At 72.0% G+C, this 14340-nt stretch carries 11 protein-coding genes; 4 read left to right on the forward strand and 7 right to left on the reverse strand.

Features of this window, described 5'->3' with window-relative positions:
• Position 1: 1 nt before the first annotated feature.
• The 7 genes from ACGF5G_RS22910 to ACGF5G_RS22940 form a co-directional block, all read right to left on the reverse strand.
• The gene (locus tag ACGF5G_RS22910; RefSeq protein ID WP_393265851.1) at positions 2-904 is read right to left on the reverse strand and encodes a carbohydrate ABC transporter permease; all 903 of its coding nucleotides are present in this window, start codon (positions 902-904) and stop codon (positions 2-4) included.
• Positions 901-1803 (reverse strand): sugar ABC transporter permease, encoded by a 903-nt coding sequence (locus tag ACGF5G_RS22915; RefSeq protein WP_357692896.1) that lies wholly within the window; start codon positions 1801-1803, stop codon positions 901-903. The genes ACGF5G_RS22910 and ACGF5G_RS22915 overlap by 4 nt, the downstream gene beginning before the upstream one ends.
• A gap of 96 nt (positions 1804-1899) precedes the next feature.
• Positions 1900-3135: an ABC transporter substrate-binding protein gene (locus tag ACGF5G_RS22920; RefSeq protein ID WP_393265854.1), complete on the reverse strand. Its 1236-nt coding sequence runs from the start codon at positions 3133-3135 to the stop codon at positions 1900-1902.
• A 23-nt stretch (positions 3136-3158) separates the two neighbouring features.
• The gene (locus tag ACGF5G_RS22925; protein WP_393265856.1) at positions 3159-4421 is read right to left on the reverse strand and encodes a Gfo/Idh/MocA family protein; all 1263 of its coding nucleotides are present in this window, start codon (positions 4419-4421) and stop codon (positions 3159-3161) included.
• 38 nt (positions 4422-4459) lie between these two features.
• Positions 4460-6643, reverse strand: a complete 2184-nt coding sequence (locus ACGF5G_RS22930) for a hypothetical protein (protein ID WP_393265859.1) — start codon at positions 6641-6643, stop codon at positions 4460-4462.
• A gap of 32 nt (positions 6644-6675) precedes the next feature.
• On the reverse strand, positions 6676-8778 hold the full coding sequence (locus ACGF5G_RS22935) for a hypothetical protein (protein ID WP_393265860.1): 2103 nt from the start codon (positions 8776-8778) through the stop codon (positions 6676-6678).
• A gap of 256 nt (positions 8779-9034) precedes the next feature.
• Entirely contained in the window at positions 9035-9850 is an 816-nt protein-coding gene (locus ACGF5G_RS22940) for an IclR family transcriptional regulator (protein WP_393265863.1), read from the reverse strand.
• Between the two features lie 240 nt (positions 9851-10090).
• On the opposite strand from ACGF5G_RS22940, the gene ACGF5G_RS22945 reads away from it, so the two are divergent.
• Genes ACGF5G_RS22945 through ACGF5G_RS22960 form a run of 4 tightly spaced genes read left to right on the forward strand, consistent with a single transcriptional unit; the run spans position 10091 to position 14320 of the window.
• Complete coding sequence (locus ACGF5G_RS22945) at positions 10091-11473, forward strand: aspartate aminotransferase family protein (RefSeq protein ID WP_393265864.1); 1383 nt, start codon at positions 10091-10093, stop codon at positions 11471-11473.
• Positions 11473-12660, forward strand: a complete 1188-nt coding sequence (locus tag ACGF5G_RS22950) for a mandelate racemase/muconate lactonizing enzyme family protein (RefSeq protein ID WP_393266060.1) — start codon at positions 11473-11475, stop codon at positions 12658-12660. The genes ACGF5G_RS22945 and ACGF5G_RS22950 overlap by 1 nt, the downstream gene beginning before the upstream one ends.
• The gene (locus tag ACGF5G_RS22955; protein WP_393265866.1) at positions 12657-13499 is read left to right on the forward strand and encodes an amidohydrolase family protein; all 843 of its coding nucleotides are present in this window, start codon (positions 12657-12659) and stop codon (positions 13497-13499) included. Before ACGF5G_RS22950 ends, ACGF5G_RS22955 begins: the two co-directional genes overlap by 4 nt.
• Positions 13496-14320, forward strand: a complete 825-nt coding sequence (locus tag ACGF5G_RS22960; protein ID WP_393265868.1) for an SDR family NAD(P)-dependent oxidoreductase — start codon at positions 13496-13498, stop codon at positions 14318-14320. Before ACGF5G_RS22955 ends, ACGF5G_RS22960 begins: the two co-directional genes overlap by 4 nt.
• The last annotated feature ends 20 nt before the right edge of the window (positions 14321-14340 follow it).

Below are 14340 nucleotides of genomic sequence, written 5' to 3' on the forward strand. Positions count from 1 at the left end.
CTCATCCCTTGATTCCGGACATCGTGACGCCCTCGGTGAAGTACCGCTGGCCGACGAGGTAGGCGGCGAAGATCGGCACGAACGCGACGACCGAGCCGGCGAGCATGACGTTGAGCGGCACGTTCTCCTGCTGGAGGGAGGCGATGCCGACGGTGAGCGTGCGCATGTCCCCGCTCTGCCCGATGATCAGCGGCCAGAGCAGGTCGTTCCAGTGCCACAGGAAGACGAACACGCCGAGGGTGGCCAGGATCGGCTTGCACAGCGGCAGCACGATCCGCACGAACATCCGCCACTCCGACGCGCCGTCGATGCGCGCCGCCTCGAACAGTTCGTCCGGCAGGCCCTGGATGAACTGCCGCATGAGGAAGACCGCCTGCGCGTTCGCGAGCGTCGGCAGGATCAGCCCCCAGTAGGTGTCCACCCCGCCGACCTTCGCGATCAGGATGAAGGTCGGGATGAGGGTGACGTGGTAGGGCACCATCACCATCGCCAGGAACGACCAGAACATCGTCTCCCGGCCGGGAAAACGCTTCTTCGCGAACGCGTACCCGGCCATCGCGGCGAGCAGGAGCACCGCGACGACGCTGACCACCGAGTAGATCGTGGTGTTCAGCAGCCACCGCAGGATGTCCCGCGAGTCGAGCACGGTGGCGTACGCGTCGAGGTCGATCGGCCAGGGCAGCAGGCTGCCGGGGAACTCGACGGCAGCGGTCGGCTTCAGGCTCAACACGACCATCGCGTAGAACGGGAACAGGGTGACCACGCTGGCGACGGCGAGCAGCACGTACCGCAGCGCGGTGCCGGCCGGTCCGGGCTGCAACGCCCGGTACGACCGACGCCGCCGCTTCGCCGGCGGGGGTGGCGTGGTGGGCGCGGGCGTGGGGGCCGTGCTCGTGGCGGTCACTTGTTCCTCCCGAGGGCCAGCCGCTGCACCAGGGCGACGACCAGGGTCATCACGAACAGGGCCACCCCGATCGCGCTGGCGTAGCCGAGGTCGAAGTACTTGAAGCCCTGGTCGTACAGGGCCATGACGAGGGTGTAGCTGGCGCGGGCCGGGCCGCCGCCGGTCATCGCGTACACGAGGTCGAAGACCTGGAAGGAGGCGGTGGTCTCGATCACCAGCAGGAAGAACAGGACCGGCTTGAGCTGGGGCAGCACGATCCAGCGGAACCGCTGCCACGGGCCGGCGCCGTCGGTGAGCGCCGCCTCCTCCTGCTCTCTGGGCAGGTCCTGGAGCCGGGCCAGCACGATCAGCATGCCGTACCCGAAGTGTGACCACACGCCGACCAGCGCCAGCGCCGGCACCACCAGCGCGCTGGAGGCCAGCCACGAGTCGTCGGGCAGGCCGAGCCAGCCCATGATCCGCGACCACGGGCCGTCGGAGGAGAACACCCAGGAGAAGACGGTGGCGACCAGGACCAGGCTGGTGACCACGGGCAGGAAGAACACCGACCGGAAGAAGCCGACGCCGCGGAAGCCGCGCCGGACCAGCAGTGCCAGCCCGACCGACACGGCCACGGTCAGCGGCACGTACAGCAGGGTGTAGACGACGGTGACCCGCAGCGACTGCCAGAACACCGGGTCGTCGACCAGGTGGCGGGCGTTGTCCAGCCCGGTCCATTCGGCGTCGCCGCCGATCGTGTACTCCATGAAGCCGAGCACCAGCCCGGCGATGGCCGGGCCGAAGCGGAACGCCAGGAACAGCAGGAACGCGGGGAGGACGAAGAGCAGACCCCATCGTGCCTCGCGCCGGGCGATCACCCGCCGGGCCCTGCGGGCCGGCAGCTGAGCAGGTACGGCCATCTCGCCATCCTCTTCGCGGGTACGGACCGGCCGACGTGGCCGGTCGAGTGGTGCCCGGCCCGCCGCCGCGACGCGGCGACGGCGGGCCGGTGTGGGTCAGAGCAGCGCGTCGGCGGCCTTGGCCGCGTCGGCGAGGGCCTGCTCGGGGGTCTTCTTGCCGATCAGCGCGGCCTGGATCTCGGGGCCGAGCACGCCCATCACCTCGCGGCTCTTCTCGTTCAGCGAGCCGACGGTCATGCTCGGCAGGGTCTTCTCCAGCTCGCCGTTGACCGGGTCCTGGGCGTAGAGCGAGCCGGCGGACTTCTTCGTGGAGAAGTAGCCGCCCGCCGTGTCGTACGCGGTGGCCACGGACGGCTGGGTGGCGAAGGTGATCCACTCGCCGGCGGCCTTCTTGGCCTTGCTGCCCTTGAGCATCGACAGGCTGCCCACCGCGCCGTAGCCGACGCTCTTGACGTCGGTCAGCGGCGGGAAGATCTTGATGTTCTCCTTGCCCCAGAACGTCTCGACGTCGGCCGGGACGTGCTGCCAGGTGCAGGCCACCTTGTTCTTGGCGACGTTGGTCTGCTCGAAGGCGGGGATGTTGGTGAGCAGGTCCTTCTCCACGTAGCCGCCGTCGACGAGCTGCTTGAGGAAGGTCAGCGCCTTGACGCCCTCGGGGCCGTCGAACGCCACCGACTTGCCGTCGGCGCCGAACACGTCCCCGCCGGCCTGCCACAGCAGGGGGTAGAAGGACTGGTTCAGGGTGGCGTTCGGGTCGGCGTAGTAGTTGGTCACGTCGAAGCCCTTGGCCTTGAACGTCGGCGCGAGGGCGAGCAGGTCCGCCCAGGTCTTCGGGTACTCGGTGACGCCGGCGGCGGCGAACACCTTCGCGTTGCACATCAGCGGGTTGGCACTGGTCAGGATGGGCGCGCCGAGCATCTTGCCGTCCTGGGTGACCGCCTCGCGGAGGTTGTCCAGGTAGTCGGCCTTCGCGTCGGCCGGCAGGTACTCGTCGACCGGCTCGATCATCTTGCCGAACTTCCCGAGCTGGTCGGGGATCAGGTAGACCACGTCGGGGCCCTTGCCGCCGGCGATCGCGGTGGTCAGTGACTCCTCCCGCTTGGCCCACGGGAAGATCTCGACCTTCACGTCGACGTTCGGGTGGTCGGCCTCGAACGCGGCGACCTGCTTGTCCCAGAAGCCCCGGTGGGTGGCCTCGTCCGGGATCACCGGGTAGATCCACATGGTGACGTTCTGCTTGTCGCCGCCGGCGTCGGACCCGCCGCCGCACGCGGTGAGCAGTCCGGCCGCCAGCGCGGCGACCGCGACCGGCGCGAACCTACGAACTCGCATCTGTCCGTTCCTCTCTGAATGGTTCACTGCGCGGGCACGGTGACGACCGTGCCGGTGTGCCGGGCCGCCTCGGCGGCGAAGACCGCGAGGTGGCTGGCGAGGGTCTCGTCCAGTCCGGACCGGATGTGCCGGCCGTCGCCGGTGGCGACGGCGCGCACGAAGGCGTCCATCAGCCCGGTGTCGCCGCCGCCGTGGTCGTCGGCGGCGGTGGACCCGCCGACCGTGCCGGCGTCGAGGACCTCGATCCGGTCGGTGCGGAAGTCGTGCACCCGGACCCGTTCGCCGTCGCCGGAGAGCGAGCCGTGGGTGCCGAACAGTTGGGTCTGGCGGTGGGTCTGTTCGGTGAAGGCGGCCATGGTGAAGGTGGCGGTGACCCCGCCGGTCAGCTCCATCGCCACGACCTGGTGGTCGACGACGTCGTTGTCGCCGGCGTAGACGCAGCGTCCGTACGGGCCGGTGCGCAGCGCCTCGACCAGCGCGGCCTCGTCGGTGCCGTCGGTGACCACGCTGACCGGCCAGACTGGCCCGTGCTCGCGCAGCACCGGCAGGTACAGCTTCGGCGCCGAGTACGGGCAGTCCGGCTCGACCGGGCAGTCCAGGCACCGCTGCGCGGCGCCGGCCGGGGCCTGGTCGGGCCGGAAGTGGCGCAGCCCGCCGAAGCTGGCGACGCGTTCGATGCGCCGCCCGGTGACGTAGCCGAGCCAGTCCAGGTCGTGGCTGGACTTGGCCAGCAGCATCGGGGTGGCCAGGTCCTCCCGCCGCCACGGGCCGCGCACGTAGGAGTGGGCGTAGTGCCACCAGCCGACCGGTTCGAGGTGCTGGACGCTGACGATCTCGCCCAGCACCCCGCTGTCCACCACCCGCTTCACCAGGTCCGTGTAGGGGGTGTAGCGCAGCACGTGGCAGACGGCGAACAGCACCCCGGTGGCGCGGACCGCGTCGACGATCTCCCGGCACTGGTCCGCCGTCGGCGCGAGCGGCTTCTCCACCAGCAGGTGCCGGCCCGCCTTGGCGAACGCGACGGCCGGCTCCACGTGCATCCGGTCCTGGGTGGCCACGACGACCGCGTCGGCCGGCGCGTCCGCCGCCAGCAGGTCCCGCCAGTCGGCGTACGCCGCCGCGCCGGGGTGGGCGGCGGTGATCAGCCCCCGCTGGTGGGGGCGCGGGTCGGCGACCGCGACGAGCCGCGCGCGTGCGGGGTTGGCGGCCACCCACCGGGCGTACGTCTGTCCCCGGTTCCCGGCGCCCACCAGCGCCACCCGCACCGGCCGGTCCTGCTGTTCCACCTGTTCCTCGCTTTCTCTCGCGCTCGCCGTCGCCGCGCTCAGACCGTCAGGTTTCCGGCGTCGCGCACCCGGGGCGAGGCGGCGGGCAGTTCCCGGGCCACGCCCTCCTCGACGCACCCGGTGTGGTGCAGGTACGACCCCTCGCCGAAGCCGGCGTCGGCCAGCCGCAGCTTCCCGCCGGTGAACTGCGCCCCGACGGCGGAGTACCGGTTGGTGCCGGCGTCGACGCTGACGTGGGCGGTGCCGGCGTCGACGGTGCTGCTGCGGTAGCCGCCCAGTTCCCACCGCACGACGCCGGTGGCCGCGGCGCGGGACAGCAGCGCCTTCGCCGCGTTCGTCCCGCTGAACACCGCCCCGGATCCGACGCTGATCCGCTGGTCGGCGGCGCCGGCGAGGCGGATGCCGGTGTCGGTGAACGTGCCGCCGGAGAGGCGCAGGTCGGCGGACTTCACGGTGACCGGCGCGGCGTCGGGGGCGCCGACGAACGTCACGTCGGTCAGGTGCAGCCGCCCGGTGCCGCTGAAGGTGTGGCCGTCGACCCCCCGGAGGGTGGTGCGGACCAGGTGCACCGGGGTGGTGACGCTGGCCTGCACCACGTCGGTGCCGGCCGTGGCGAGGGTGAAGGAGCAGCCCTCGACGACGTTCGGCCGCTGCGACCGGGTGGACTGCTGGGAGATGATCAGCGTGTCGTCGGCGGAGCAGCCGCGCAGTTGCACGCCGTCGGCGTTGACCCACATCATCCCGGAGCCGGCCAGTCCGGTCTTGCGGATGACCTGCACGTCCTCCAGGGTCAGGTCGGTGACCTTCACCCGGGCCACGAACCAGGAGCAGACGTGCTTGCGCACGGTGATCCGCTTGGCCGCCGAGCCCCAGGCCGCTCCGGAGTTGGCGAAGGTCATCAGCCCGGAGTTGCCGGTGTAGACGAGGTCGTGCTCGTACTGGCCGTGGGTGACGAACGGACCCTGGTCGTCGCCGTCGCCGTGACAGTTGGTGACGTAGCAGTACGCCGAGGCGGTCCAGTCGTTGAGGTGCCGGGCGTTGGAGGTGCGGCAGTCCTCGACGTGCCCGTACAGGCAGTAGATCTGCTGGGTCAGGTAGCCCGCGCCGCCCCAGGTGACCGAGGTGGGGTTCTTCAGGGTGCACCGGGTGGTGTGGAAGTACGTGCACCAGCGGCGCATGATCACCGGCCAGAACGTGCCGGTGGCGTCGACGTCGGCGACGTCGCAGTGCACGGCGTACTCGTACGCGATCGGGTGGGAGCCGGTGTACTGGTCGGCGCCGTTGCCGGTGAACACCAGGTCGCGTACGTGCACCCGGCTGACCGGCTCGACCCGGGTCCAGGTGAGGGTGCGCCCGGGGGCCAGCTCCCAGCCGTTCTTGTAGTTGACCCGGATGTGGGTGCCGTCGACGATCTGGGTGACCTGGACGAGCTTCTGCAGCTCCTTCTCCCAGCGGCCGGCGAGCTGGTTGACCTCGACGGCGTACCACTGGCCGACGGCGAACGCACCGGAGTCGGCGACCTGGAAGGAGTCCCAGCCCTCCCGGACCGTCTCGGTCAGGGTGTGGGTGCGCACCTCGTCGGTGACCTTGCCACGGAAGAACAGCACGGCGGCGAACGGGTCGTCGCGGCCGGCGTCCTCGATCCCGTCGGTGGACATGGTGTGCCCGCCGAAGTCGAGCACGAGGTCGCTGCGGGTGAACCGGTGCCGCTTGACGAAGCGCAGGTCGGAGTGGGCCTCGATGCGGTGCACCGACGGGTCGTTCACCATGGCGTCCAGCGCGGCGTCGGCGGGGGTCTTGGCGTCGAAGACGCCGAAGTGCCGGAACTCGACGACGCCGTCGTGCAGCTGGAGCCAGCGGCCGGGCCCGGGCCGGTCGCCGTGCGGGTCGAGCACGGTGCCGCCGTTGCCCGCGGCGGTGCTGGCCGCGTTCCAGCGGACGAAACGGGCGCCGCCGTCGCCGGCGGCGTAGTGCCCGTCGACGTGCACGACCCGCCCGTCCTGCAGGGTGCCGGGATTCAGGGCGAGCAGGGCGGCGACGGTGCCGACGTGCAGGACCGCGTCGAGGCCGGGGGCCAGGGGGTTCGCCGTGCTGTCGGGCTCGGGGGCGGCGGACGCGGCGGTGGCGGGGGCGAGGGTGAGGGCGGCGCCGGCGAGGGCGAGCCCGCCGACCCCGGTGGCGCGCAGCAGGGTGCGGCGGGAGGTCGGTTCGGAACGGTCCATGGGGGTATCTCCTCTTGCAGGGGCCGAGGCGATCAGAGGGTGAGGTTGTCGCCGGTGGCGACGCGGGCGGAGTCGGCGGGCAGTTCGCGGGCGACCCCCTCCTCGACGCACCCGGTGTGCAGCAGGGTGGAGGCGGCGCCGAAGGCCGCGTCGGCGAGCGCCAGCCGCCCGCCGGAGAAGCGGGCGCCGACGGCCCGGTACCGGTTGACGCCGGTGTCGATGCGCACGTGCGCGGTCTCCGCGTCGGCCGCCGCGCTGCGGTAGTCGCCCAGCTCGATCCGGACCGCGCCGGTGCCGGCGGCCCGGGTCAGCAGCGCCCGGCGGGCGTTGCTGCCGGTGACCACCGCGCCGCCGTCGACGACGAGGCGCTGGTCGCGGACGGCCGACAGCTCGATGCCGGTGTCGGTCAGGGTGCCGCCGCGTACCACCACCTCGGCCGCGCCGATCAGCAGCGGCGCCGCGCCCGGCGCCCCGGTCAGCGTGCAGTCGGTGAAGTGGACGGGGCCGGCGCCGCGCATGATCGCGCCGTCCAGGCCGCGGAAGGTGGTTCGGACGAAGTGCACCGGGTTGCTCACCGGGGTCTGCACGATCACCGTGCCGGCGGGCTGGTCAAAGTCGCAGTCGGCGACGACCGTGGGCCGGCGGGAACGGGTCGAGCGCTGGGCGATGCTCAGCGTCCGCGCCGAGCAGCCGCGCAGCTGCGCGCCGTCGGCGTTGACCTGGAGCGTGCCGGCCGGGTCGAAGGTGGAGCGGGCGACGACCCGCACGTCCTCCAGGGTCAGGTCGGTGATCTTGGTGCCGGCGACGAACCAGGAGCAGACGTGCCGGCGGACGGTGATCCGCTTGGCGCTGATGCCCCACTGGCCACCGCTGTTGGCGATGTCCATCAGGCCGGAGTTGCCGGTGAAGACGAGGTCGTGCTCGTACTGGCCGTGGGTGGTGAACGGGTTGCCCCCGGCGTCGTCGCCGTCGCCGTGGCAGTTCTCCACGGTGCAGTACGCCGAGGCGGTGAGGTCGTTGAGGTGCCGGGCGTTGGAGCTGCGGCAGTCCACGACGTGCCCGTACAGGCAGTAGATCTGCTGGGTGAGGTAGCCGGCACCGCCGTACATCACGGTCGGCGGGTTCTTCAGGGTGCAGTCGGCGGTGGTGAAGTGGGTGCACCAGCGGCGCATGATCACCGGCCACCAGGTGCCGGTGGCGTCGATGCCGGAGACGTCGCAGCGCACCGCGTACTCGTAGGCGACCGGGTGGGAGCCGCTGTACTCGCGGTCGTCCGGCCCGGACCCGGGGTACTCGCCGGTGAAGGCGACGTGGCCGAGGAAGACCATGTTGCGCACGTGGGCGCGCTGGACCGGCTCGACCCGCCGCCAGGTGATCGTGCGTCCGGGCTCCAGCGCCCAGCCGTTGAGGTAGCCCACCCGGATGTGGCTGCCGTCGACGATCTGGGTGACCTGGACCATCTTCTGCAGTTCGCGCTCGTCGGCGCCGGTGAGGGCATTGCTGGTGGCGGTCCACCACTGGCCGACGGTGAAGCGCCCCGAGTCGGGCACCGGGAACACGTCGGTCAGCTCGGGCACGGTCTCGGTGAGGGTGTGGGTGATCGTCGTGTCGGTCACCGCACCCCGGAAGTAGAGCACCGCGCCGAACGGGTTGTCGTGGGTGTTGCGCTCGATGCCGTCGGTGTGCACCGTGTGCCCGGCGAAGTCCAGCTCGATGTCGCTTCGGCCGAAGGTGTGCCGCTTGACGAAGCGCAGGTCGGTGTGGGCCTCGATCCGATGGATCGCCGGGTCGGCGACCATCGCGTCCAGCGCGGCGTCGGCGGGGGTGTCCCGGCCGAAGATCCCGAACATCCGGAAGTCGCCGACCCCGTCGTGCACGGCCGACCACCGGCCGCGCCGGTCGCCACGCCCGCCCGGGTACGGGTCGTGCACGGTGCCGCCGTTGCCGGCGGCGGTGCTGGTGGGGTCCCAGCGCAGCAGCATGCCGCCGCCGTCGCCGGGGGTGTGGTAGCCGGCGACCCGTACCAGCGTGCGGGCCGTCAGCGCGGCGGGGGTGAGGTCGGCCAGGTCGGCGACAGTGTCGACGCGCAGGACCTGGTCGTGGGGGGTGGGAACGGACGTGCCAAGTAGACCCATGGAGAGCCTCAACCTTCGCGGTCCCGCCGGCCGGCGGGTGCGCCGGACGGCGGTGCTGGGGGGTCTGCGGCCGCCGTGAGGCGCCGCAGGACGGGGGGAAGGTCGGGCAAACGCGCGAGGCGCGCAGGCGGCGGAGCTGCTGACCGGAACGCCCGGTGCCGGGGCTGCGGCACGACGGGAGCCAGCTGGTTCGCCCGAGACGGTCGCGGCCGGGCCGCGACGCTGGCGGAACGTTAAACAGCAGGTGAACCCGCTGTCAAGGGGTCTGCTCCGCCGGGACGTGGCCGAGCCGGACGGAGATGGCGTCGGCGGCCTGGCGCACCTGTCGTCCCAGCTCCTGGTATCGCCAGCTGGGCAGGCCGAGCTTCAGCCCGGTCACGCTGATGGCTCCGCAGCACGCGCCGGTGTGGTCGCGCAGGGCGCTGCCGATGCAGAACACCCCCTCGGCGTCCTCCTCGTCGTCGAGGGCGTACCCGGCGCGGCGGACGTCGGCCAGGTGGGCCAGCAGGGAGTCCAGGTCGCAGATGGTGTGGTCGGTGCGCCGGGGCAGCCCGACGCGGCCGATCAGCTCGGCGACCTGCGGTGGGGTCATCTCGGCCAGCAGGGCCTTGCCCAGCCCGGTGCAGTGCGGCAGCTCGCGCGTGCCCATCCGCAACTCGATCTGGATCCGCTCGCCGTTGCTGACCTGGTCGACGACGACCGCGTGCGCCCCCTCGGGGACGGCCAGCCGGGAGCTGAGCCCGGTGTCGCGGGTCAGCCGGGTCAGCACCGGGCGGGCGATGTCGCGCAGCGAGAGCTGCTCCTGGGCGCGGACGCCGAGGCGCGCCAGGGACATCCCGAGCCGGTAGCGCCGATTCATCCCCTCGCCGTCGTCGGCGGCCAGGCCGTGGTGGCACAGGGTGTGCAGGGTGGCGAACGCGGCGCTCTTGGACAGGCCGCAGGCGCGGGCGACGTCGGTGACGCTGAGCCCGTCGCCCGGGGTGGCGGCGGACAGCGCCTCCAGCACCTCGGCCGCGCGGCTGACGCTGCGCACCAGGTAGCGGGAGCTGTCCCCGTCTTCGGTGGTGGTCATGGTCCTTCTTTCGGGCAGGGGGAAGCCGAACTGTTCGCCAAGGCCGAACAGCGTAACAAAGCTGTTCGAGATTTGGCATCCCGGCGTGTTGACCGTGGCGAACAAGCGTGCTTAGTATGCCGAACATCGTTTGGCAATGCCGAACAGTGTTCAGAAACTTCGAAATGTTCCTCCTGCGGCGGACACCCCGCGGCGCCGCGACCGGGCTGGGTCGCCGCGCCGCACCGATGAGGAGAAGGTGTGAATTCACGATCGGCCCCGACCGGTGCCACGCTCGCCGAGCGGGCGCGCCGGGTCATCCCCGGCGGCGTCAACAGCGGACAGCGCAGCATCCCCGGCCTCACCGAGCTGGTGATCGCCCGGGCCTCCGGAGCGCACTTCTGGGACGCCGACGGGCGCCAGTACACCGACTACCACGCGGCCTTCGGGCCACCCCTGCTCGGTCACAACGACCCCGACGTCAACGCCGCCGTCACCGAGGCCGGCAGGCGGCTGGACCTGTGCGGCGTGGCCGTCACCGACGGGGAGGTCCAGCTCGCCGAGACCCTCGCCGAGCTGGTGCCCAGCATCGAGAAGGTGCTGCTCACCAGCACCGGCAGCGAGGCCACCTTCCACGCCCTGCGGGTCGCCCGCGCCGCCACCGGCCGGCGCCTGGTGGTCAAGTTCCAGGGCTGCTACCACGGCTGGCACGACTCGGTCAGCCTCAACGTCATCTCCGCCCCGGACAAGGTGGGCGTGGCCGACCCGATCTCCACCGGCATCCTGCCCGAGGTCCTCGACGCCACCCTCGTGCTGCGCTTCAACGACGTGGCCGCCGTCCGGGCCGCCTTCTCCGCGCACGGCGACGACATCGCCGCCGTCATCGTCGAGCCGGTGCCGCACAACGTCGGCTGCCTCCTGCCCGACCAGGAGTTCCTGCGCACCCTGCGCGAGGAGTGCACCCGGGCCGGCAGCGTGCTCGTCTTCGACGAGGTGATCACCGGCTTCCGGCACGACCTCGGCGGCTGGCAGAAGATCAGCGGGATCACCCCGGACCTGACCACCCTCGGCAAGGCCATCGCCAACGGCTACCCGATCGGCGCCCTGGGCGGCCGGGCCGACCTGATGGACCTGTTCAGCACCCACCCCGGCGCGCCCGCGTTCTTCGCCGGCACCTACAACGGCCACCCGGCCGTGGTCGCCGCCGCCATCGCCACCCTCGGCAAGCTGCGCGCCGAGCCCGTGCACGAGCACGTCTACCGGCTCGGCGAACGGGCCCGCGCCGGCATCACCGAGGTCCTCGCCGACCTCGGCGTCCCCGCCGTGGTCACCGGCCACGGCTCCGTCTTCGTGACGTACTTCATGCCCGGCCCGGCGCCGCGCAGCTACGACGACCTGCTGCGCAACGATGCCGGCATGTTCATCGGCTACCGTCGGCGGATGCCCGAGCACGGCATCTTCGAGCTGCCGCTGAACCTCAAGCGCAACCACATCTCGTACGCCCACACCGACGCCGACATCGACCACCTCGTCGACGCCACCCGGGCGGCCGTCCGCGACACCCTCGCCGCCGGCGGGGTGACCGAGCTGGCCGGCACCGCCACCATGGGTGGCGCGACCCCCACCGGGGGAGGGCGGCGGTGATGCTGACCGTCGACAAGACGCGCCCGGTCGGCCCGGCCGGGCGGATCAGCCGGGTGGAGACCCTCACCCTCGGCACCGCCTGGCGGGACTTCTCCTACGTACGGGTGCACACCGACGCCGGGCTCTCCGGCGTCGGCGAGATCACCCACCCGTACCGGGCCCGGGAGACCTGCCAGCTCGCCGAGGCGATGGCCGGGCGGCACCTGATCGGCGCCGACCCGTTCGACGTCGAGGAGATCTGGCTGCGTATGTACCAGGGCGACTTCCTGCGCGGCGGCGACGTCGGCGGGATCGTCGTCTCCGGTGTCGACCAGGCCCTCTACGACATCATGGGCAAGGCCCTCGGCGTGCCCGCGTACCGGCTGACCGGCGGGGCCTGTCGCGACCGCGTCCGGGTCTACGCCAACGGCTGGTACACCGGCGACCGGGAGCCCGCCGCCTTCGCCGAACGGGCCGTCGCCACCGTCGCCAAGGGGTACACCGCGCTGAAGTTCGACCCGTTCGGCGCCGGTCTCGGCGAGCTGTCCCGCGCCGAGCTGCGCCGCTCGGTCGACATCGTCGCCGCCGTCCGCGACGCCGTCGGGCCCGAGACCGAGCTGTTCGTCGAGGGCCACGCCCGTTTCGCCATGCACACCGCCGCCCGGCTCGTCCGGGAGCTGGAGCCGTTCGACCTCGGCTGGTTCGAGGAACCGCTGCCGTGGACCCACATCGAGCGGTACGCCGAGCTGCGCGCCCGCGCCACCATGCCGATCTCCGGCGGCGAGCACTTCCACAACCGCTACGAGTACGCCCGGCTGTTCGCCACCAACGCGGTCGACATCATCCAACCCGACCTGTCCATGGCCGGCGGGTTCACCGAGGTGCGCAAGCTCGCCGCCATCGCCGACCAGCACGCCATGGTGGTCGCCCCGCACAACTCCAACTCGCCGCTGTGCACCACCGCCTCGGTGCATGCCGTCCTCGGGATACCGAACTTCAAGATCCTCGAGACGTTCGACGGCCTGTTGGAGGAGTACGTCTTCGACGCCGTGCGCGGTGCCCTGCCCGTGGTTGACGGGCACATCGACCTGCCCACCGCGCCCGGCCTCGGCGTCGAGCTGGTCGACGAGGTGTTCGTCGAGCACCCGCCGAGCCACGGCTTCTGGAACATGTTCGCCGAGGGTTGGGAGAAACGGGACCGCCGATGATCGTCGACGTGCACTCGCACCTGTTCGACTGCCCGGACCACGTCGGCGACCCGTTCGCCGCCGAGGCGGCCCGGGCGCACGGCGGCGAGGTCGACCTGACGGTGCGGTGGTCGGAGTACGCGGCCACCGCACCGGAGGACACGAAGACGATCGTGGTCGGCGGCAAGGCCCGCCGCTCCGGGCTCTGGGTCGACGACGCCGCCGTGGCCGCGTACGTCGCCGCCCAGCCCGACCGGCTGCTCGGCTACCTCGCACTGGACCCCACCCAGCCCGGCTGGCGCGACGAGCTGGAGCACGGGCACCGCGACCTCGGCCTGCGCGGCATCAAGCTGATGCCGATGTACGCCGGGTTCGACCCCGCCGACCCGGCCTACGACGACCTGTACACGTACGCCGTCCGGCACGGACTGCCACTGCTCGTGCACACCGGGACCACCTTCGTCTCCACCGCACCGCTGCGCTTCGCCCTGCCGGTGCACCTCGACGAGGTGGCGATCCGCCACCCGGAGCTGCGGATGGTGCTGGCCCACCTCGGCCACCCGTACGAGGGGGAGTGCATCGCGGTCATCCGCAAGCACCGGCACGTCTACGCCGACGTCTCCGCGCTGCACTACCGACCCTTCCAGCTCTGGCACAGCCTCCGGCTCGTCCAGGACTACGGGGTGTGGCACAAGCTGCTGTTCGGCAGCGACTATCCCTTCACCACCGTCGACGCCTCGATCGAGGGGCTGCGGGCGGTGGGTCGGGTGCCCGGCATCCCCGGCCTCGACCCGCTCGACACCGAGCAGATCGAGCAGCTGATCCACCGCCCGTCGCTCGACCTGCTGGGGTTGACATGACCGCTGTCCCGCCCTCCTTCGACCTGTCCGGCCGGCTGGCCGTGGTGACCGGTGCGGCGCGCGGGCTCGGGGCGGCCTTCGCCACCGGGCTCGCCGCCGCCGGCGCCGACGTCGTGGTCGTCGACCGGCCCGGCGTCGACCTCGGCGCGGTCGCCGCCGCGATCACCGACCGCGGCCGCGCCTGCCACCCGTACGCCTTCGACCTGGCCGACACCGAGGCGATCGCACCCTGGGTGGACGACCTGCGGCGCGCCCACGGGCCGGTGCACGTCCTGGTCAACAACGCCGGGGTGGCCCGGCTGGAGCACTTCAACGAGATCACCGTCGCCAACTGGCGGGAGGTGATGCGGGTGAACGTGGACGCCGTCTTCTTCCTCGCGCAACGGGTCGCCGAGCACATGATCGCCGACGGGGTGGCTGGCCGCATCGTCAACGTCTCCTCGAAGAACGGGCTGATGGCCGAGGCCGGACTGGCCCACTACAACGCCTCCAAGGGCGCCGTCGAGCTGCTCACCCGGTCGCTCGCCGCCGAGCTGGGGTCGCACGGCATCACCGCCAACACGATCGCTCCCGGGATGATCGCCACCCCGATCGACGGTGAGTTCTCCCTGGACCGGCAGGCGTTCGAGGCCGCCTGGGAGGAGCGGATCCCCCTGCGCGGCGGCTACGGTACGCCGGCCGACTGCGTCGGCGCGCTCCTGTTGCTCGCCTCCGAGGCCGGCCGTTACATCAACGGCACCCACCTGGTCGTCGACGGGGGAGTGCTCGCTGACCAGATGCCCCGACTGCGGTTCATGCCGCCGTACCGCAGCACCCTCTGAGGGCGCCGAGACGCTCGCGG

Origin of the sequence: Micromonospora sp. NPDC047730 (assembly GCF_043204765.1) — a bacterium.
In the GTDB taxonomy this organism is placed as follows: domain Bacteria; phylum Actinomycetota; class Actinomycetes; order Mycobacteriales; family Micromonosporaceae; genus Micromonospora.